The organism is Streptomyces sp. NPDC017676, from assembly GCF_044329325.1.
Classification (GTDB): Bacteria; Actinomycetota; Actinomycetes; order Streptomycetales; family Streptomycetaceae; genus Streptomyces.
In genome coordinates, this window is the sequence record NZ_JBIRJA010000014.1 from 86,220 (window position 1) to 106,291 (window position 20,072).

At 71.2% G+C, this 20,072-nt stretch carries 18 protein-coding genes; 13 read left to right on the forward strand and 5 right to left on the reverse strand.

Translation table 11 applies throughout. The features are described 5' to 3' along the window. Window positions 1-23 precede the first annotated feature (23 nt). From ACH4LD_RS28650 to mutM, 5 genes are all read left to right on the forward strand, one after another. The gene (locus ACH4LD_RS28650; protein ID WP_398057170.1) at window positions 24-1,082 is read left to right on the forward strand and encodes a cell division initiation protein; all 1,059 of its coding nucleotides are present in this window, start codon (window positions 24-26) and stop codon (window positions 1,080-1,082) included. A gap of 130 nt (window positions 1,083-1,212) precedes the next feature. Continuing rightward, the gene (locus tag ACH4LD_RS28655; RefSeq protein WP_132788849.1) at window positions 1,213-1,857 is read left to right on the forward strand and encodes a DUF177 domain-containing protein; all 645 of its coding nucleotides are present in this window, start codon (window positions 1,213-1,215) and stop codon (window positions 1,855-1,857) included. A gap of 2 nt (window positions 1,858-1,859) precedes the next feature. Next, window positions 1,860-2,033: a 50S ribosomal protein L32 gene (rpmF, locus tag ACH4LD_RS28660; protein ID WP_003951102.1), complete on the forward strand. Its 174-nt coding sequence runs from the start codon at window positions 1,860-1,862 to the stop codon at window positions 2,031-2,033. Between the two features lie 20 nt (window positions 2,034-2,053). Then, window positions 2,054-2,878: a ribonuclease III gene (gene rnc, locus ACH4LD_RS28665; protein ID WP_132788848.1), complete on the forward strand. Its 825-nt coding sequence runs from the start codon at window positions 2,054-2,056 to the stop codon at window positions 2,876-2,878. A 220-nt stretch (window positions 2,879-3,098) separates the two neighbouring features. Continuing rightward, window positions 3,099-3,959, forward strand: a complete 861-nt coding sequence (mutM, locus tag ACH4LD_RS28670) for a bifunctional DNA-formamidopyrimidine glycosylase/DNA-(apurinic or apyrimidinic site) lyase (RefSeq protein WP_103811184.1) — start codon at window positions 3,099-3,101, stop codon at window positions 3,957-3,959. Here the strand turns inward: mutM and ACH4LD_RS28675 are convergent. After that, the gene (locus ACH4LD_RS28675) at window positions 3,932-4,327 is read right to left on the reverse strand and encodes a helix-turn-helix domain-containing protein (protein ID WP_103811183.1); all 396 of its coding nucleotides are present in this window, start codon (window positions 4,325-4,327) and stop codon (window positions 3,932-3,934) included. The genes mutM and ACH4LD_RS28675 overlap by 28 nt on opposite strands. A 140-nt stretch (window positions 4,328-4,467) precedes the next feature. On the opposite strand from ACH4LD_RS28675, the gene ACH4LD_RS28680 reads away from it, so the two are divergent. Then, window positions 4,468-5,052, forward strand: a complete 585-nt coding sequence (locus tag ACH4LD_RS28680; RefSeq protein WP_398057169.1) for a flavodoxin family protein — start codon at window positions 4,468-4,470, stop codon at window positions 5,050-5,052. A 55-nt stretch (window positions 5,053-5,107) separates the two neighbouring features. Here the strand turns inward: ACH4LD_RS28680 and ACH4LD_RS28685 are convergent, their stop codons facing one another. Next, a complete protein-coding gene (locus ACH4LD_RS28685) occupies window positions 5,108-5,596 on the reverse strand; it encodes a CAP domain-containing protein (RefSeq protein WP_398057168.1) in 489 nt (162 codons plus the stop codon). A 61-nt stretch (window positions 5,597-5,657) separates the two neighbouring features. On the opposite strand from ACH4LD_RS28685, the gene ACH4LD_RS28690 reads away from it, so the two are divergent. The 5 genes from ACH4LD_RS28690 (at window position 5,658) to ACH4LD_RS28710 (ending at window position 13,317) form a co-directional block, all read left to right on the forward strand. Next, window positions 5,658-6,524: a hypothetical protein gene (locus tag ACH4LD_RS28690; protein ID WP_398057167.1), complete on the forward strand. Its 867-nt coding sequence runs from the start codon at window positions 5,658-5,660 to the stop codon at window positions 6,522-6,524. Window positions 6,525-6,884: 360 nt separating this feature from the next. Further along, entirely contained in the window at window positions 6,885-7,166 is a 282-nt protein-coding gene (locus tag ACH4LD_RS28695; RefSeq protein WP_132788845.1) for an acylphosphatase, read from the forward strand. A 380-nt stretch (window positions 7,167-7,546) separates the two neighbouring features. Beyond that, on the forward strand, window positions 7,547-7,750 hold the full coding sequence (locus ACH4LD_RS28700; protein WP_014675251.1) for a hypothetical protein: 204 nt from the start codon (window positions 7,547-7,549) through the stop codon (window positions 7,748-7,750). A 270-nt stretch (window positions 7,751-8,020) separates the two neighbouring features. Next, window positions 8,021-11,701, forward strand: a complete 3,681-nt coding sequence (locus ACH4LD_RS28705) for an AAA family ATPase (protein WP_398057166.1) — start codon at window positions 8,021-8,023, stop codon at window positions 11,699-11,701. 197 nt (window positions 11,702-11,898) lie between these two features. Continuing rightward, complete coding sequence (locus tag ACH4LD_RS28710) at window positions 11,899-13,317, forward strand: sugar porter family MFS transporter (RefSeq protein ID WP_103811180.1); 1,419 nt, start codon at window positions 11,899-11,901, stop codon at window positions 13,315-13,317. Here the strand turns inward: ACH4LD_RS28710 and ACH4LD_RS28715 are convergent. Continuing rightward, entirely contained in the window at window positions 13,230-14,042 is an 813-nt protein-coding gene (locus ACH4LD_RS28715; RefSeq protein WP_398106197.1) for an LLM class flavin-dependent oxidoreductase, read from the reverse strand. The two genes, ACH4LD_RS28710 and ACH4LD_RS28715, sit on opposite strands and share 88 nt — an antisense overlap. A gap of 418 nt (window positions 14,043-14,460) precedes the next feature. Next, entirely contained in the window at window positions 14,461-15,912 is a 1,452-nt protein-coding gene (locus ACH4LD_RS28720; protein WP_398057165.1) for a cytosine permease, read from the reverse strand. Between the two features lie 168 nt (window positions 15,913-16,080). Between ACH4LD_RS28720 and ftsY the strand changes: the two genes are divergently transcribed. After that, window positions 16,081-17,283 (forward strand): signal recognition particle-docking protein FtsY, encoded by a 1,203-nt coding sequence (gene ftsY, locus ACH4LD_RS28725; RefSeq protein ID WP_398057164.1) that lies wholly within the window; start codon window positions 16,081-16,083, stop codon window positions 17,281-17,283. A gap of 180 nt (window positions 17,284-17,463) precedes the next feature. Here the strand turns inward: ftsY and ACH4LD_RS28730 are convergent, their stop codons facing one another. Beyond that, window positions 17,464-18,126 carry a bifunctional DNA primase/polymerase gene (locus ACH4LD_RS28730; protein ID WP_398057163.1) on the reverse strand — a complete coding sequence of 221 codons (663 nt, stop codon included), beginning with the start codon at window positions 18,124-18,126 and terminating at the stop codon, window positions 17,464-17,466. Window positions 18,127-18,584: 458 nt separating this feature from the next. Between ACH4LD_RS28730 and ACH4LD_RS28735 the strand changes: the two genes are divergently transcribed. Then, window positions 18,585-20,063, forward strand: a complete 1,479-nt coding sequence (locus tag ACH4LD_RS28735) for a hypothetical protein (RefSeq protein ID WP_398057162.1) — start codon at window positions 18,585-18,587, stop codon at window positions 20,061-20,063. Window positions 20,064-20,072: the final 9 nt, after the last annotated feature.

Genomic DNA, 20,072 nt, shown 5'->3' on the forward strand with positions numbered 1-20,072 from the left:
GCTGTAGAGAGTGGCGAGCACAGGTGGACGTGCAGAAGAAGCTCGACGAGATCGTCTCCGCGGTCTCCGGCGCCCGGGGCATGCCCATGTCGGCGTCGTGCGTGATCAACCGCGCCGAACTGCTCGCGATGCTCGAAGAGGTGCGCCAGGCGCTGCCCGGTTCCCTGGCCCAGGCGCAGGAACTGATCGGCGACCGTGAGCAGATGGTCGAGCAGGCCCGGCTGGAGGCCGAGCGGATCATCGAGAACGCGCACGCCGAGCGCGGCTCGCTGATCTCCGACACCGAGATCGCCCGCCGTTCCCAGGCCGAGGCCGACCGGATCCTCGCCGAGGCCCGCAAGGAGGCCGAGGAGATCCGCGCCGAGGCCGACGACTACGTCGACTCCAAGCTCGCCAACTTCGAGGTCGTCCTCACCAAGACCCTCGGCTCGGTGGGCCGGGGCCGCGAGAAGCTCCTCGGCACCGGCCCGGGCCTGGACGAGAACGGCTACGAGGACGAGGACGCCCCCGAGCGCAGCCAGGACCCGGAGACCCTGCGCCACAACGCCGACGCCTACGTGGACGCCAAACTCGGCGCCTTCGAGGCGGTCCTCGCCAAGACGCTGGAGGCCGTCGGCCGGGGCCGGCAGAAGCTGCACGGCCGGATCGCCACGGACGACCTCGGCGCCCTCGCCGACGACACCACGACCTTCCAGCACTCCAGCGACGCCGACTACCTCGCCGACCTCGCGGCCCTCGCGGACAGCGACCGGGCGGCACAGCGGCAGCCCGAGCCGCCCCAGCCGTCGTACGAACCGCAGCCGGCCTACGACTACCAGCAGGACCCGTACGCGGGCTTCCCGCAGCAGCCGGAGTACGCCCCGCAGCAGGACCCGTACGGCTACCAGCAGGCCGATCCCTACGCGTACCAGGGCTACGACGCCCAGCAGACCGGCTACGACCCCCAGCAGCCGCACCAGACCGAGCAGCAGCCGCAGCACCAGGACCAGCAGGGGTACGCCCTGGACGAGACCAGCCTCTTCGACACGAGCATGATCAGCGCGGAGCAGCTCCGGGCGTACGAGCAGGGCCGGGGCCTGTAGCCAGGGGCGGATTGGGCGCTGAGCGAAAGGTCCAGTATCCTGGCTGTTCGGTCGCGCGTATGTCCGCGATCACCGCTGCCCGGAACACCGACGGGTGGCGTCCCTTCGAGTTCGAAGATCGAAAGCAGGAATGGCTTCCAACGCCCGCCTCGACCACCGCAACCCCCTCGTGATCGACACGCACGAGCTGGGTCGGCGTCCTGGTGCGCTGCAGCGCCTGACCCGCGAGGTCGACGCTCCCAAGGATCTCGGCATCCCGGGAGTCGTCGGAGTGCCGGAAGGCGCCCCGATGGAGCTCGAACTCCGCCTTGAGTCGGTCATGGAAGGGGTGCTTGTCACAGGCACCGCCCGTGCAACGGCCGAGGGGGAGTGCGTAAGGTGTCTGGAGCCGGTCGAGCTGGAACTCGAAGCGGACTTCCAGGAGATGTTCTCGTACCCTGACGCCGACGACCGGGGCCGCGTGATCGCGGAACCGGGCGACGACGCCGAGGACGACGAGGACAGGCTCTTTGTCGAGGACGGTCTGATCGACCTCGAACCCGTGCTGCGCGATGCGGTGGTGCTCGCACTGCCGATGCAGCCGGTGTGCCAGGAAGACTGCCCGGGTCTGTGCTCCGAGTGCGGGGCGCGGCTGGCGGACGACCCGGACCACCACCACGACGCCGTCGACATCCGTTGGGCGGCTTTGCAGGGATTCGCCGATTCACTCGAAGCCGGCGATAAGGACGAGATGAGCGGCGCCGAAGCGGGCGTCGACGAGAAGCAGGAGAAGTAGCCGTGGCTGTTCCGAAGCGGAAGATGTCGCGCAGCAACACGCGCCACCGCCGGTCGCAGTGGAAGGCTGCGGTCCCCACCCTGGTTGCGTGCGAGCGCTGCCACGAGCCCAAGCAGCAGCACATCGCGTGCCCGTCTTGCGGCACCTACAACAAGCGCCAGGTCCTCGAAGTCTGAGCGGGCTGGTGAGAGGCACTGTGTCCACGCCGAAGAAAACCTCTGCGGACAACCAGGCCTCGTCCCACACGCTTCTGGAAGGGCGGCTCGGCTACCAGGTCGAGTCCGCCCTTCTGGTGCGAGCGCTGACCCACCGTTCCTACGCGTACGAGAACGGCGGTCTGCCGACGAACGAGCGCCTGGAGTTCCTCGGGGACTCCGTGCTGGGCCTCGTCGTCACGGACACGCTGTACCGCACCCACCCCGACCTGCCCGAAGGCCAGCTGGCCAAGCTGCGGGCCGCGGTGGTCAACTCGCGTGCGTTGGCGGAGGTCGGGCGCGGCCTCGACCTGGGCGCCTTCATCCGGCTCGGCCGGGGTGAAGAGGGCACGGGCGGCCGGGACAAGGCATCCATCCTCGCCGACACCCTTGAAGCGGTGATCGGTGCGGTCTATCTCGACCAGGGCCTCGACGCGGCCTCCGAACTGGTGCACCGCCTGTTCGACCCGCTGATCGAGAAGTCCTCCAACCTCGGTGCCGGCCTGGACTGGAAGACGTCCCTCCAGGAGCTCACCGCGATCGAGGGGCTCGGCGTGCCCGAGTACCTGGTCACGGAGACCGGACCCGACCACGAGAAGACCTTCACTGCTGCCGCCCGCGTCGGGGGCGTCTCGTACGGCACCGGCACCGGCCGCAGCAAGAAGGAGGCGGAGCAGCAGGCCGCCGAGTCCGCCTGGCGGGCCATCCGGGCCGCCGCGGACGAGCGGGCCAAGGTGGCCAAGGAGCCCATCAAGGAGACGGCCGACGAGGCCGTCAAGGGCACCCAGGCCGTCAAGGACGGCGACGCGTCGTCCGCCACCGCCTGACCGGAACAGAACAGCACCACCCGAGCGCCCGCCCCGCCTCCCGCGGGACGGGCGCTCGGCCGTCCCCGAGCGCTCGGTCACCGCGGGCCCTCGGCCGTCCACGGCTGCCCGGCCGTCCACGGGCGCTGGCGGCGGACGGAGACGTCCACCGGCCCGGTGGTCCGGCCGGGCCCCGGGATACCCTGCCCTCAGCTCTTCCGCAGTCGCCCGAAGGAGTGTCGTGCCCGAGTTGCCCGAGGTCGAAGTCGTCCGGCGGGGCCTGGAGCGCTGGGTCGCCCACCGGACCGTCGCCGAGACCGAGGTGCTGCACCCGCGAGCCGTACGCCGGCACGTCGCCGGGCCCGACGACTTCGCGCACCGGCTCAAGGGCCACCACATCGGCACGCCCCGGCGGCGCGGCAAGTACCTGTGGCTGCCGCTGGAGGAGACGAACCAGTCCGTCCTCGCCCACCTCGGCATGAGCGGCCAGCTCCTGGTCCAGCCGCATGAGACGGCGGACGAGAAGCACCTGCGCATCCGCGTGAGGTTCGCCGACTCCCTCGGTACCGAACTCCGCTTCGTGGACCAGCGCACCTTCGGCGGGCTGTCGTTGCACGACAACACCCCCGACGGCCTGCCCGACGTCATCGCGCACATCGCCCGCGACCCGTTGGACCCGCTCTTCGACGACGAGTCCTTCCACCAGGCGCTGCGCCGCAAGCGGACCACCATCAAGCGGGCCCTGCTGGACCAGTCACTGATCAGCGGCGTCGGCAACATCTACGCGGACGAGGCCCTGTGGCGCGCCCGCATCCACTACGAACGCCCCACGGCGAACTTCACCCGCCCGGTCACGGCGGAACTCCTCGGTCACATCCGGGACGTGATGAACGCGGCCCTCGCCGTCGGCGGCACCAGCTTCGACAGCCTGTACGTCAACGTCAACGGCGAATCCGGCTACTTCGACCGCTCCCTGGACGCCTACGGCCGGGAGGGCGAGCCCTGCCGCCGCTGCGGCACCCCCATGCGCCGGCGCCCCTGGATGAACCGGTCCAGCTACTTCTGCCCCAGGTGTCAGAGGGCGCCGCGCGTCTCGTCGTAACGCGCGCGGGACGCGAGGACGTCGTCCATCGCGCCCTCCACGCAGTGGATGAGCGCCAGCAGCCGCTCGGCGACCCGCCGGCCCAGGGGCGTCAGCTCGTAGTCCACGCGCGGCGGGTTCGTCGGCTGGGCCTCGCGGTGGACCAGGCCGTCCCGTTCCAGCGCGTGCAGCGTCTGGGACAGCATCTTCTCGCTCACCCCGTCCACGCGCCGGCGCAGTTCGTTGAAGCGCAGCGGACCCTCGTACAGCGCGCCGAGCGTCAGCCCGCCCCAGCGGCCCGTGACGTGCTCCAGCGTGCCCCGTGACGGGCACGCCTTCGCGAAGACGTTGTACGCGAGGTCGTCGTGGTCCTGGGTGGTCACGGTCATACCGGCAAGCGTACGCCCGCGCAGCGCTCTCCACCAGGTTGCACTAACTTCCAGTTAGTGCTTTCCTGTGGTTACCGCTCACGAGCTGCTCTCTCTTCTTCCGAGCCGCCGTTCACCGCTGTGCCTTTCGAGGAGTCCCCATGACCACCCCCGTCGTTTCCATCGCCTACCACTCCGGTTACGGCCACACCGCCGTCCTCGCCGAGGCCGTCCGCGCCGGTGCCCTCGACGCGGGCGCCGAGGTGCACCTGATCAAGGTGGACGAGATCACCGACGAGCAGTGGGAGACGCTGGACCGCTCCGACGTGATCGTCTTCGGCTCGCCCACCTACATGGGCACCGCCTCCGGAGCCTTCCACACCTTCGCCGAGGCCACCTCCAAGCGCTGGTTCGGCCAGGACTGGAAGGACAAGCTGGCCGCCGGCTTCACCAACTCCGCCTCCAAGAGCGGCGACAAGTTGCACACGCTGCAGTTCTTCCAGACGCTCGCCGCCCAGCACGGCATGCACTGGATCAACCTCGGCCTGCTCCCCGGCTGGAACAGCAGCACCGCCTCCGAGCACGACCTCAACCGCCTCGGCTTCTTCGCCGGTGCCGCCGCCCAGAGCAACAACGACCAGGGCCCCGAGGGCGTCCACAAGGCCGACGTGGCCACCGCTGAGCACCTGGGGCGCCGGGTGGCGGAAACGGCGAAGACCTTCACCCGCGGACGCGTCGCCGCGTAGCGCCTGCCGAGGCCGGGGAGCTCCGCTCGTCCTCGCCGGGCCGGCTGCGGTTGTCTCAGTAGCCGAAGTCCTGCGTCCACCAAGGTCCGCCCGGACCGAAGTGGACGCCGACGCCGAGGGTCTTGAAATCGCAGTTCAGGATGTTGGCGCGGTGGCCGGGGCTGTTCATCCAGGCAGCCATGACGGCCGCCGCGCCGGCCTGACCACGGGCTATGTTCTGGCCGCCGAGATCGGTGATGCCGACCGCCGCCGCCCGGTCCCACGGCGTCCTGCCGTCCGGGTCGGTGTGGTCGAAGTAGCCACGCGCGGCCATGTCGTCGCTGAAGGCCTCGGCCAGCTTCGTCAGTGAGGAGTTCGCCGCGAGGGGGCTGCAGCCGACCTTCGCCCGCTCGTCGTTGACGAGCTTCAGCACCTGCGCCTCGGCGGCGGCCTCCCGCGACACCGTCACCGGCGAGGACGCCGGCGCCGGCGCCTTGGTGACCGTACGGGACGGGGTGGGGTTCGGCGTGGAGGGCTTCGCTGGTGTGGCCGGCTTGGTTGGCACTACAGGTTTGGCTGGCCCCACCGTTTTGGCTGGTGTAGCCGGTTTGGGCGATGTGGTCGGCTTGGACGGCGCGGTTGGCCTGGACGGCGCGGAGGGCGTGGTCCTCGGCGTCGTCCTCACCGGCGTCGGCTTCCCGGCCGCAGTCTGGGAGGGGGTGGCGGTCCTTGAGGGGGTCGGCGTCTTGGAGGGCGCCGCCGTCTTGGAGGGAGTGGCCGTCCTTGAGGGGGCCGTCCTTGAAGGGGCCGCCGTCTTGGAGGGGGTCGCCCTCATTGAAGGGGCCGCCGTCTTGGAGGGGGTCGCCCTCATTGAAGGGGACGTCGGCTTCGAAGGGGACGTCGGCTTCGAAGGGGACGACGGCTTCGAAGGGGACGACGGCTTCGAAGGGGACGACGGCTTCGAAGGGGACGTCGGCTTCGAAGGGGACGTCGGCTTCGAGGAGGACGTCGGCTTCGGGGTGGGCGCGGAGGCGGAGGCGGAGGGGGTCGAGGAGGGGGAATGCGAGGCGGGCGCCGAGGCCGACGGGCCGGCGGAACCGCCGCGCGTACTGCTCCCGCCACGGGACGGGCCGGTGGACGTCTCCGCGCTGCCCGAGGTGCCGCCCTGCTCGCCGGCCGTGTTGCTGGGGGCGGCAGCGGTCCGTACCCGGTCCCCGCCCGAGGTGTGCGTATCGCCGCCGAGCTGGTACTGCTCCAGGCCCGGTATGGAACCCGTGGCCACCGCGATCGCGCCGAGGCCGACGGCCAGGGACGCACCGAGCAGACCCGCGCGCACCGGCCGCCCGAGCCTGTTCCGCCGCTGGTGCTCACCGGACGGGGTGAAACCGCCGCCCGCGGAGCCACCGCCGCCGGATCCGGACCCCTGTCCCGGCGCGGGCCCGTCGCCCGTCGCGAACAGGTACTCCTGGGCCTTCGCCGTGGCCTCGGCGTAGGCCTCCGGGTTCAGGTAGGGCGCGATGCCCTTCGGCACCCGCTGTTCCCCCGCGGACGAGTGCTCGGGGCCGTCGCTTCCGGAACCCGGGTGCTGCGGGTGGCCGGCCCCCGTGGCGCGGCCCGTGGCGGCGCGGCCGGCGGCGGAGCGTCGGTGGCGTCCCATGTCCTTGCCCTCTTCCTCGTGCCTGCGGTCGACCGGCGCCTGCACGGCGAGTGAGTCCGCGGCGAGCGACTCCTTCTGGCCAACCAAACCCACTCGATCGAGTGAGTTTCATATGAAATGCATCGAGTTCGGACCGTACCCCATGCTGCTCGGGGACGGTGTGTCCCGGCTGACACCGGCCGGTTAGGTTGCACCCATGAGCGAGGAAGTGCGACTGGTCGCCTGGGTGCGTGGACACGTGCAGGGCGTGGGATTTCGCTGGTTCACGCGCGCCAAGGCGCTGGAGATCGGCGGGCTGAGTGGTTTTGCTCTCAATTTGGCCGACGGCCGGGTCCAGGTGGTCGCGGAGGGACCGCGGGAAGGGTGCGAGGGGCTGCTGGACTGGCTACAGGGCAGCGACACGCCCGGGCACGTGGACGGTGTCACCGAGATCTGGGACACACCGCGCGGCGGCTACGACGGCTTCGCCATCCGCTGATCCGGAGGGGTCCGGTACCGGGCGACGGGGCGTGGCAAGCTGCCGGGGGCACATGCGGAGACGGAAACGCCCTGGTGGTTGCCAAGACGGGCGTGGCATGGCAGGCTCCGCTTTTACTGCTGGTCGCCACGCCCTGAGGGTCCGGAGGAGTCGCAGCGCCGCCGCTTCACCGGCCGCGCGCCCCGGTTCGCCCGCCAATACAGGGCGTGATCGTGTTGACCGTCAAACTTTTTGGTGAGACGCTGAAAGCCCCGCGCACCTTAGCTGTTTGGCATGGAGCAACACCAGAGCAACACCCGGATGTGCCAAGCACCACGGGTGCGAATCCCTCACGACCCACACCGCATCGGTCGGTCACTCAGTGTGGAGGACCATCCATCATGGCAAAGGCGCTTCTCGGTTACGTCGGCGGCTCCGACCCTCGACTCCTCGCCGAGATGCGACGGCTGCAGCAGCGTGTCCAGGACCTGGAGTCCGAGCTCGTACGGATCCAGGCGGAGAACGAAGCGCTGACGGCTGCCGCTTCTCAGGACAGGATCATGGAGAGCATCGACGCACACCAGGCGGAGCCTGCGCTCACCTGATCGTTGCATCGCTCCACGACAGCAGTCGCAGCGATCGGGCTGCCCGTATCAACCGCTCAGTTGATCGGACGGCTGAGATCCAGCCGTCAGAGTTGCAAGGGACGCTTCGGCGTCCCTTCGTTCTTTCCCCCGTCTTCCCCCGCCGCTCGTTGGCCCGCGCATCCTTTCAGGCTCTTCAACATCTGGTGTGCCCTGCATGGTCACCAGCGAAACCGCGCGGTTGCGAGGGTTCATGGAGTGAGATAGCGGCGGCGGGTAGAGTCCAGCGGCGTGCACCTCAAGGCCCTGACCCTCCGCGGGTTCAAGTCGTTCGCCTCGGCGACCACGCTCCGGTTCGAACCGGGCATCACGTGTGTCGTGGGACCGAACGGCTCGGGCAAGTCCAATGTCGTGGACGCGCTCAGCTGGGTCATGGGCGAACAGGGCGCCAAGTCGCTGCGCGGCGGCAAGATGGAGGACGTCATCTTCGCCGGCACCACCGGCCGCCCGCCGCTCGGCCGCGCCGAGGTGTCCCTGACCATCGACAACTCCGACGGCGCGCTGCCCATCGAGTACGCCGAGGTCACCATCACGCGGATCATGTTCCGCAACGGCGGCAGCGAGTACCAGATCAACGGCGACACCTGCCGCCTGCTGGACATCCAGGAGCTGCTCTCCGACTCCGGCATCGGCCGCGAGATGCACGTCATCGTCGGCCAGGGCCAGCTCGACTCGGTCCTGCACGCCGACCCCATGGGCCGCCGCGCCTTCATCGAGGAGGCGGCCGGCGTCCTCAAGCACCGCAAGCGCAAGGAGAAGGCGCTCCGCAAGCTGGACGCGATGCAGGCCAACCTCGCGCGCGTGCAGGACCTGACGGACGAGTTGCGGCGCCAGCTCAAGCCCCTCGGCCGGCAGGCCGCCGTCGCCCGCAGGGCCGCCGTCATCCAGGCCGACCTCCGCGACGCCCGCCTGCGGCTCCTCGCCGACGACCTGGTCCGCCTGCGCGAAGCCCTCCAGGCCGAGATCGCCGACGAGGCGGCCCTCAAGGAGCGCAAGGAGACCGCCGAGCAGGAGCTGAAGAGGGCCCTCCACCGCGAGGCCCTGCTGGAGGACGAGGTACGCAGGCTGACCCCGCGTCTCCAGCGCGCCCAGCAGACCTGGTACGAGCTGTCCCAGCTGGCCGAGCGCGTGCGCGGCACGGTCTCGCTGGCCGACGCCCGGGTCAAGAGCGCCACCTCCGCGCCCCCCGACGAGCGGCGCGGCCGGGACCCGGAGGACCTGGAGCGCGAGGCCGCCCGCATCCGCGAGCAGGAGGCCGAGCTGGAGGCCGCCCTGGAGGCGGCCCAGCGGGCACTGGACGACACCGTCGCCCACCGGGCCGAACTGGAGCGCGAGCTGGCCGTCGAGGAACGCCGGCTGAAGGACGTCGCCCGTGCCATCGCGGACCGCAGGGAAGGGCTGGCCCGCCTCTCCGGGCAGGTCAACGCGGCCCGCTCGCGCGCCGCCTCCGCCCAGGCCGAGATCGACCGGCTGGCCACGGCCCGCGACGAGGCACAGGAACGCGCCGTCCGCGCCCAGGAGGAGTACGAGGCCCTCCAGGCCGAGGTCGACGGCCTCGACGCCGACGACGCCGACCTGGCCGAACAGCACGAGACGGCGAAACGGGAGCTGGCCGAGGCCGAGGCCGCCCTGACCGCGGCCCGCGAGGCACTGACCGCCGCCGAGCGCAGCCGTGCCGCGACCCGGGCCCGCCACGAGGCGCTGGCGCTGGGCCTCCGCCGGAAGGACGGCACCGGCATACTGCTCGGCGCCCGGGACCGCCTCACCGGAGTGCTCGGCCCCGCGGCGGAGCTGCTGACGATCACACCGGGCTACGAGATTGCGCTGGCAGCGGCCCTGGGCACAGCGGCGGACGCCATCGCCGTGGCGAACCCCGCGGCGGCGACCGAGGCCATCAACCTCCTCCGCAAACAGGACGGCGGCCGAGCGACCCTCCTCCTCGCAGGAGCCCCGGAGAACGCACCCCAAGGGCGCGCGGGGAACGGCGCGACCAGCCACGACGCTCCCGCACCCGACGACGGCGGATCAACGCCCCTCACGGGCAGGGGGAACGGCGCGAGCAACCACGACGCTCCCGCACCCGACCACCGACCCCCCCTCCCCGCACCCGGCCACCGACCCGCCGCCGACCTCGTCCACGGCCCAGTCGAGCTGATGCCCGCCGTCCGCCGGCTCCTGGCCGGCATCGTGGTGGTCGACACCCTCGACGACGCCGAGGCCCTGGTCCACGCACACCCCGAGCTGACCGCCGTCACCGCCGAGGGCGACCTCCTGGGTGCCCACTTCGCGCACGGCGGCTCGGCGGGCGCGCCCAGCCTGCTGGAGGTGCAGGCGTCCGTCGACGAGGCCGCGGCCGAGCTGGCCGAGCTGGAGGTGCGCTGCCGGGAGCTGACCGAGGCCCAGCGGGCGGCGGCCGAGCACCGCGGGCGGGCCGCCGCCCTGGTCGAGGAACTGGGGGAGCGGCGACGGGCCGCCGACCGGGAGAAGTCGGCCGTGGCCCAGCAGCTCGGCCGGCTCGCCGGACAGGCGCGCGGTGCCGCCGGGGAGGCCGAGCGGTCGGCCGCGGCGGCGGCCCGCGCGCAGGAGGCGCTGGAGAAGGCCGTACAGGAGGCCGAGGAACTGGCCGAGCGGCTGGCGGTGGCCGAGGAGATGCCGGTGGAGGAGGAGCCGGACACCTCGGTGCGCGACCGGCTCGCCGCCGACGGGGCCAACGCGCGGCAGACCGAGATGGAGGCCCGCCTCCAGGTCCGTACGCACGAGGAGCGGGTCAAGGGGCTCGCCGGACGCGCCGACTCGCTCGACCGGGCGGCCCGCGCCGAACGCGAGGCACGCGCGCGTGCCGAGCAGCGCCGGGCCCGGCTGCGGCACGAGGCGGCGGTCGCGGAGGCCGTCGCCTCCGGCGCCCGGCAACTGCTCGCGCACGTCGAGGTGTCCCTCGCCCGGGCGGAGCAGGAGCGTTCCGCCGCCGAGGCCGCCAAGGCCCGGGGTGAGCAGGAGCTGGCCGCCGCCCGTACGGCGGGCCGTGAACTGAAGGCCGAACTCGACAAGTTGACGGATTCGGTCCACCGTGGCGAGGTACTCGGTGCCGAGAAGCGGCTGCGCATCGAGCAGCTGGAGACCAGGGCGCTGGAGGAGCTGGGTGTCGAGCCGGAGGGTCTGGTGGCGGAGTACGGGCCGCACCAGCCTGTGCCGCCCTCGCCCCCCGCCGACGGCGAGCAGCTGCCCGAGGACCCGGACGATCCGCGCAACCAGCCGCGCCCCTTCGTGCGGGCCGAGCAGGAGAAGCGGCTCAGGGCGGCCGAGCGGGCGTACCAGCAGCTGGGCAAGGTCAACCCGCTGGCGTTGGAGGAGTTCGCGGCGCTGGAGGAGCGGCACAAGTTCCTCAGCGAGCAGTTGGAGGACCTGAAGAAGACCCGCGCCGACCTGCTCCAGGTGGTGAAGGAGGTCGACGAGCGCGTCGAGCAGGTCTTCACCGAGGCCTACCGGGACACCGCCCGGGAGTTCGAGGGGGTCTTCAGCCGCCTCTTCCCGGGTGGCGAGGGCCGGCTGATCCTGACGGACCCCGACAACATGCTCACCACGGGCGTGGACGTCGAGGCGCGCCCGCCGGGCAAGAAGGTCAAGCGGCTTTCCCTGCTCTCGGGCGGCGAGCGCTCGCTGACGGCCGTCGCGCTGCTGGTGTCGATCTTCAAGGCCCGGCCGAGCCCCTTCTACGTCATGGACGAGGTCGAGGCCGCGCTGGACGACACCAACCTCCAGCGGCTGATCCGGATCATGCAGGAGCTGCAGGAGACCTCGCAGCTGATCGTGATCACGCACCAGAAGCGCACGATGGAGGTCGCCGACGCGCTGTACGGCGTGTCCATGCAGGGCGACGGCGTCTCGAAGGTCATCTCCCAGCGCCTTCGATAGCACTTCCTCAAGATCAACTGACTCTGTGTTCAAGAAATGAACACGGACAGGTGAGGCATATCTGAAAACTCACAGCTGTTGAAGTATTGACTTCGAAACTTGAAGGCATAGTCTCTGCAACGTTGCTTTTACCTTCAGGTCCTACCTGTAAGGGCCCCATACCCGCGGCAGCGCTGCCGTGGCCCGAGGAGTTACACGTGACCAGCACAGCGCAGGCACCTCAGTCAGGAGCCAGGACGGCTCACCCCGATCATCTCGGGCACGTCATCTTCATCGCGGCGGCTGCCGCCATGGGCGGCTTCCTCTTCGGCTACGACAGCTCCGTCATCAACGGCGCCGTCGAGGCCATCCGGGGCCGTTACGACATCGGGTCCGCCGCCCTCGCCCAGGTCATCGCGATCGCCCTGATCGGCTGTGCCATCGGCGCCGCCACCGCCGGCCGCATCGCCGACCGCATCGGCCGCATCCGCTGCATGCAGATCGCCGCCGTCCTCTTCACCATCAGCGCCGTCGGCTCCGCGCTGCCCTTCGCGCTGTGGGACCTCGCCTTCTGGCGCATCGTCGGCGGCTTCGCCATCGGCATGGCCTCCGTCATCGGCCCGGCCTACATCGCCGAGGTCGCCCCGCCCGCCTACCGTGGCCGGCTCGGCTCCTTCCAGCAGGCCGCGATCGTCGTCGGCATCGCCATCTCGCAGCTGGTCAACTGGGGCCTGCTGAACGCCGCCGGCGGCGACCAGCGCGGCAAGCTGATGGGCCTGGAGGCCTGGCAGGTCATGCTCGGCGTGATGGTCATCCCGGCCGTCCTCTACGGCCTGCTGTCCTTCGCGATCCCCGAGTCCCCGCGTTTCCTGCTCTCCGTCGGCAAGCACGACCGCGCCCGTGAGATCCTCGCCGAGGTCGAGGGCAAGGACATCGACCTGGACGCCCGCGTCGCCGAGATCGAGCTGGCGATGAAGAGCGAGCACAAGTCCAGCTTCAAGGACCTGCTCGGCGGCTCCTTCTTCTTCAAGCCGATCGTCTGGGTCGGGATCGGCCTGTCGGTCTTCCAGCAGTTCGTCGGCATCAACGTCGCGTTCTACTACTCCTCGACGCTGTGGCAGTCGGTCGGCGTCGACCCGACGGACTCGTTCTTCTACTCCTTCACGACCTCGATCATCAACATCATCGGCACCGTGATCGCGATGATCTTCGTGGACCGCGTCGGCCGCAAGCCGCTCGCCCTGATCGGCTCGGTCGGCATGGTCGTCGGCCTGGCCCTGGAGGCCTGGGCGTTCAGCTACCACCTGGTCGACGGCAAGCTGCCGAGCACCCAGGGCTGGGTCGCTCTGATCGCCGCCCATGTGTTCGTCCTCTTCTTCGCCCTCTCCTGGGGCGTGGTCGTCTGGGTCTTCCTCGGTGAGATGTTCCCGAACAAGATCCGCGCCGCCGCCCTGGGCGTGGCCGCCGCCGCGCAGTGGATCGCCAACTGGGCCATCACCGCGAGCTTCCCGTCGCTGGCCGACTGGAACCTCTCCGGCACCTACGTGATCTACACCGTCTTCGCCGCGCTCTCCATCCCGTTCGTCCTGAAGTTCGTCAAGGAGACGAAGGGCAAGTCCCTGGAGGAGATGGGCTGAGCCTCGTAGCGAGGCCCCCCGAACTCGGGGAGAAGGGCCAAGTCCCCGCTGCCCTCTCCTCGAACCGTCCGCCGCCCCCGGCCCGGCCACTGCCCGGACCGGGGGCGGCGGTGTCGTACGGCCGGACGGCTCGGCTGAGCCCTCCAGTGCCGGAAGGACCCGCTGGGCGAACGCCGGGGGCTGCGCCGGGCGCAGGGCCTGGAGAGCCTGCTGCTGCATCCGCCGGCGGGCGGCCCGCCGGCGGAGGAGGGCTGCCGGGGCGGCCCGGCGGGCGGCGCACCTGGAGGAGCCGCCCGACCAGCGGGCAGCGGATACGGATCGGTGTACGGGCGCGGGGTGAGCCGCACCCGTCCGCGCCGGTGGGTGAACTCCTCACCGGTCCACGCCGTCAGCAGCGTCTGAACGCGGTTCGCCCTGGAGCCGGCCGCCCCGGTGCCGTCCACGCCGGACAGGGCGTACTCCTCCGACCGGTGCCCGATCCCGGCCACGGTCACCCGGCGGACGCCGCCGAGCAGGTCCGGCACGGCGATCTGCTTCGCCGGCCGCAGCAGGGCGTGCAGCGGGCCGATGACCGCCGTCAGCGTCACCGCGATCCGGTCCGTCGCGCCGGACACCGCGCCCGCGAAGGCGAAGCGCGACGGCAGCCGGTTGTCGTCGGCAGCGTGGTGTTCCTCGGTCCGCACGGTGCTGATCCCGTGCTCGTGCGCGTACGAGGCCCTCTCCAGGGCGGCCCGGGACCGGGCGGAGAGGGCGGCGGGACCGGCGCCGGGCGCGACGAGAGGGAACGCACGACCGTGACGGGCATGCGAAGGCCCCCCTCCGGTGCGCGGCGGTGGAGAGGGGCCTTGGCTGACGGTGCGTCAGATGGTCAGGGGCGGGGAGGTGGGCTCGCGGGATGACCGAACCCGTGCCCGGGGATCCTCGGGCCGAGGCCGAGCGCGGCCGGGTCGCCCTCTGGCTGGAACCGGACGATCTGCGCTGGCCGGCCCGCCACTGCTGCTGTCCGGACGACGCCGACGAGGAGACCGGGACCGGTGCGGCCGGCTGCGCTTCCGGGCGAGTACCGCCCTGCACAAGAGCGGCCCGTCCGGGGCAGGCGACGGCCCCTCCGGGCGCGGGAGCGACCCGTCCGGCCGAGGCGCTTCACACGCCGACGGTCGTGCGCTCCTCGGCCGGCTCGGTCGTACCGGCCGGGCGGGCCGTCGCCGGCTTCGGCAGCGCCAGGTACAGGCCGCCCGAGATCACGATCGTCGCGACCCAGCCGAGGCCGTACTCGCCGATCACGTTGTTCGTCGCGAGCGGTCCGGTGAACCAGTCCGAGGTGGTGAACATCAGGCCCGACACCAGGCCGACCGCCCAGGCGGCCACGGCCGCGGGGGAGAAGCCGCCCTTGTACCAGTAGGCGCTGGTGCGGGTGGTGTCGGCCATGGCCCGGCCGTCGTACTCCGTACGACGGAACATGTCCGCGCCGAACACGCCGACCCAGGCCGAGAAGGCGACCGCCAGCAGCGACAGGAAGGCGATGAACGAGCCCATGAAGCTCGTCGCCACCAGCATCAGCACCCCGCCGAAGACCAGCGAGATCACGGCGTTGACCGAGACCGCCCAGTGCCGCGGCACCTTGAAGCCCAGGGTCTGCGCGGTGAAGCCGGCCGAGTACATCGACATCGAGTTGATCAGCAGCATGCCGATCAGCGCGATGAACAGGTACGGCACGGCGATCCAGGTCGGCAGGATCTCGCCGAGGAAGGACACCGGGTCGCTCGCCGAGGCCAGGTCCGGCGTCGAGACCGCCATCACCGCGCCCATCAGGACCATGGGCAGCACGACGACACCGGCGCCGCCCACCGCCGTACCCACGATCGCCTTGGACGAGGCCGTGCGCGGCAGGTAGCGGGTGAAGTCCGGGGCGGACGGGATCCAGCTGACACCACCCGCGGCGATCATGCCGATGCCGGTGATCACCGCGGCCGTGGAACCGGCGCTGTGGTCCAGCACCTGCGACCAGTCGGTGTTCGCCACCAGATAGGCCAGGACCAGCACCGAGAAGACACCGAAGAGGTAGGTCGCGTACTTGTTGCACCGCTGCACGGCGTTGATGCCGAGCCCGGAGATCGCGAAGGTCGCGACGACGAACACCAGCAGCGTCACCAGGTCCAGCACGCTGTTCGCCTTGATGCCGAACAGGATGTCCAGGATGGTGAGCATCGCGTAGGCGCCGGTCACCGCGTTGATCGTCTCCCAGCCCCAGCGCGCGACCCAGATCAGCGAACCGGGCAGCAGATTGCCGCGCTGCCCGAAGACCGCCCGCGACAGCGCCATGCCGGGCGCGCCGCCCCGCTTGCCCGCGATGCCGATCAGGCCGACGAGGCCGTACGACACGACCGGCGCCGCCACCGCGACGACCAACGCCTGCCAGATGTTCAGGTGGTACGCGACGACCAGGCTCGCGCCCATCGTCAGCAGCAGCACGCTGATGTTCGCACCGACCCAGGTGGGGAACAGTTCCCGGGTCTTCGCCGTGCGCTCGTGGTCGGGGACCTGCTCGATACCGCGCGTTTCGAGAGCGCCTTCGGTCTCGACGGTTTTCGTCATGAAAGAGGTGCCAGACGTGGGGGGACAGGGACGAGGGGACTCTACGCGCGTCAACAGCGCGCCCACCATCGTACTTTGCTCCCACTCCTAGCGATACGTGGCGTTTGTCTCTCGGAGGAAGCCACAAACGGGGTCCGTGGACACCCCATGGCCGATACTGGACGCGTTATGGAAACCGTCATCCTTGCTGTAGTCATCGCCGTGGTCGTGCTCGGCGCGCTCGGCGGGCTGATCGTGGGCAGCCGGCGCCGGAAGCCGCTGCCCCCGCCGCCCCCCAAAGCGCCCGACATCACCGCGCCCCCGGCCGAGCCGCACGTCGGCGACGAGGCCGAGACGCCGCGCGACGAACCGCGCCGGACGATCGAGGAGGTGGATCTACCCGGCGGCCCCGCACCGGTCGTCGTCGAGGAGCCTCCCGTGGTCGAGGCTCCCGAGATCGAGATCCCGGAGCCCACCGCAGGCCGGCTGGTCCGCCTGCGCACCCGCCTGTCCCGTTCGCAGAACGCCCTCGGAAAGGGCCTGCTCACGCTGCTCTCGCGCGAGCACCTGGACGAGGACACCTGGGAGGAGATCGAGGACACGCTGCTCACCGCCGACGTCGGCGTGCAGCCCACCCAGGAGCTGGTCGAGCGCCTGCGTGAACGCGTCCGGGTCCTCGGCACCCGCACCCCCGAGGAGCTGCGCGGCCTGCTCCGCGAGGAGCTGCTCAAGCTGATCGGCACCGATGTCGACCGCACGGTCAGGACCGAGCCCGAGGACCGCAAGCCGGGCATCGTGATGGTCGTCGGCGTCAACGGCACCGGCAAGACCACCACCACGGGCAAGCTCGCCCGCGTGCTCGTCGCCGACGGCCGCAGTGTCGTGCTCGGCGCCGCCGACACCTTCCGCGCCGCCGCCGCCGACCAGCTCCAGACCTGGGGCGAGCGCGTCGGCGCCTACACCGTGCGCGGCCCCGAGGCCGGCGACCCCGCCTCCGTCGCCTTCGACGCGGTCAAGGAGGGCAAGGAGATGGGGGTCGACGTCGTCCTCATCGACACCGCCGGCCGCCTGCACACCAAGACCGGCCTCATGGACGAGCTGGGCAAGGTCAAGCGCGTGGTCGAGAAGCACGCGCCGCTGGACGAGGTGCTGCTCGTCCTGGACGCCACCACCGGGCAGAACGGCCTGGTCCAGGCCCGGGTGTTCGCCGAGGTCGTGGACATCACCGGCATCGTGCTGACCAAGCTGGACGGTACGGCCAAGGGCGGCATCGTCGTCGCGGTCCAGCGCGAGCTGGGCGTGCCGGTCAAACTGGTCGGGCTCGGCGAGGGCGCGGACGACCTCGCGCCGTTCGAGCCGGAGGCGTTCGTGGATGCGCTGATCGGAGAGTGAACCACCCGCGGACCCCGTCGGGTGGTCACGTGGTCACCAAGAAGCTCCCGCCCCGAGGTGCAGTCGGGGACGGGAGCTTCGTCCTGGCGGGCCCGCCCGCGCCCTGCCGTTCGGATCAGGCCGGCTACGCGGAACGGTGCCGTCGGGGCGACCCCGGGATGATCCGAACGGCAGGGGGGCCTACGCCCTGGCCCGCGAGCGGTGGGCCACGTACGCCAGCGTGCCGAGCAGCAGCCGCGCCGCCGGGGGCCGGGTCGCCGAGTCCAGCGCGGGCGGGCGCAGCCAGCGCACCGGGCCCAGGCCGCCCCGGTCGGAGGGCGGCACGGTGATGTGCGTGCCGGGGCCGAGGCCGCGCAGGTCCAGCGCGCCCGGGTCGTCCCAGCCCATGCGGTAGAGCAGCCTGGGGAGGTCGGCGGCGGCGCCGGGCGCGACGAAGAAGTGGGCGCGGCCGTCGGGGGTCGCGGTCACCGGGCCGAGCGGGAGGCCCATCCGCTCCAGGCGGACCAGGGCGCGGCGGCCGGCCGGCTCCGAGACCTCGATGACGTCGAAGGCCCGGCCCACCGGCAGCATCACCGAGGCACCCGGGAACTCCGACCAGGCCTTGCCCACCTCGTCCAGGGTGGCCCCGGCCGGAACGGGCGGGGCGAAGACCAGCGGATGCGCGCCCGGCGCCGGGCAGTCGGACCGCCCGCACGAGCAGGCGCCCCCGGCGGCCCGCGCCCCCGGCACCACGTCCCAGCCCCACAGCCCGGTGAACTCGGCGACGGCGGTGCACTCAGCGGACCGGCCGCGCCGACGCGTGCCGGAACGGATCTCGCGGATACCGCCGATCGTGAAGCCCATGCCCCCTCCAACGGGTCCAGCGCGCCGGTGGTTACGCCACGGAGCGAGACGGAAGCGGAACGTAACGCTACGGTGCCGCCTCCCCGCGGCGACGCGGCGCTAAGGCGGCGCCTTGGAGTACGGAGGGTGGCGCACCGGAGAGATGCGCGCCCCTGGGTGCATCACTCCGCCCACTTCCGGCCGTCCTATGTCAAGTGAATCGCGCGCGGGCCACCGTGAGTTCATTCGAAGGGGTGGCGAATGGTGGCGTTTCAGGGATCCCTGTGGTTGGACGGGTGATCGTAGGATTACTGTGAGTGTGCGAGTCCCCGGGGCACATGCACTCGCGGGTATGCCGGAGGCAAGTCGTCAAACCTTTCGAAGGGTGAGAACCGGCGGACGGGAGGCCGTATTTACCGGCATTCTGATAGGGCTTGGCGCATCGGGCGACAAGTGGTCTCAGGGATGGGGGCGTTCCAGTGGGCGGCAACGGCGGAAGCGGGACACACGCTGACAAGCGCCCCAACGAGCTGCTCGGTTCGTGGTTCGTGCGCAGCGGCTGGTCCAAGGGCGAGCTGGCCCGCCAAGTGAACCGCAGAGCCCGCCAGTTGGGTGCCAACCACATCTCCACCGACACCTCGCGGGTGCGCCGCTGGCTGGACGGGGAGAACCCGCGCGAACCCATCCCGCGCATCCTCTCGGAGCTGTTCTCCGAGCGCTTCGGCTGTGTCGTCTCCATCGAGGACCTCGGCCTGCGCGCCGCCCGCCAGTCGCCCGCCGCCTCCGGAGTCGACCTGCCCTGGACGGGCCCGCAGACGGTCGCCCTGCTCGGCGAGTTCTCCCGCAGCGACCTGATGCTCGCCCGGCGCGGCTTCCTCGGGACCTCGCTCGCGCTGTCCGCCGGCCCCTCCCTCATCGAGCCCATGCAGCGCTGGCTCGTCCCCACCCCGGCCTCCCCGGCCCCGCCCGAGCCGCAGAGCGCCCTCGACGCGCGCAGGCCGGGCCGGCTGTCCCGGCCGGAGCTGGAGCTGCTGGAGTCCACCACGCGCATGTTCCGCCAGTGGGACGCCCAGTGCGGCGGCGGCCTGCGCCGCAAGGCGGTCGTCGGCCAGCTGCACGAGGTCACCGACCTGCTCCAGGAGCCCCAGCCCGAGGCCACCACCCGCAAGCTGTTCAAGGTCGCCGCCGAGCTGGCCGAGCTGGCCGGCTGGATGTCGTACGACGTCGGCCTCCAGCCCACCGCCCAGAAGTACTTCGTGCTCGCCCTGCACGCGGCCAAGGAAGCCGGGGACAAGCCGCTCGGCTCGTACATCCTCTCCAGCATGAGCCGCCAGATGATCCACCTCGGCCGGCCCGAGGACGCCCTGGAGCTGATCCACCTCGCCCAGTACGGCAGCCGCGACTGCGCGAGCCCGCGCACCCAGTCCATGCTGTATGCGATGGAGGCCCGCGCCTACGCCAACATGGGCCAGCCCGGCAAGACCAAGCGCGCCGTCCGCATGGCCGAGGACACCTTCGCCGAGGTCGACGAGTGGGACGAGCCCGACCCCGACTGGATCCGCTTCTTCTCCGAGGCCGAGCTCCACGGCGAGAACTCCCACTCCTACCGCGACCTCGCCTACGTGGCCGGGCGCAGCCCCACCTACGCCTCCCTCGCCGAGCCGCTGATGCGGCGGGCCGTGCAGCTGTTCGCCGACGACTCCGAGCACCAGCGGTCGTACGCGCTCAACCTCATCGGCATGGCCACCGTGCACCTGCTCCAGCGCGAGCCCGAGGAGAGCACCGCCTATGCCACACGCGCCATGGAGATCGCCAAGAAGGTCCGCTCCGAGCGTGTGAACACTCGTATCCGAAAGACGGTCGACACGGCCGTCCGCGACTACGGCGACCTCGCCGCCGTGATCGATCTCAGTGACCAGCTCGCCGTCGACCTGCCGGAGACCGCCGAAGCCGTCTGACCGCCACAG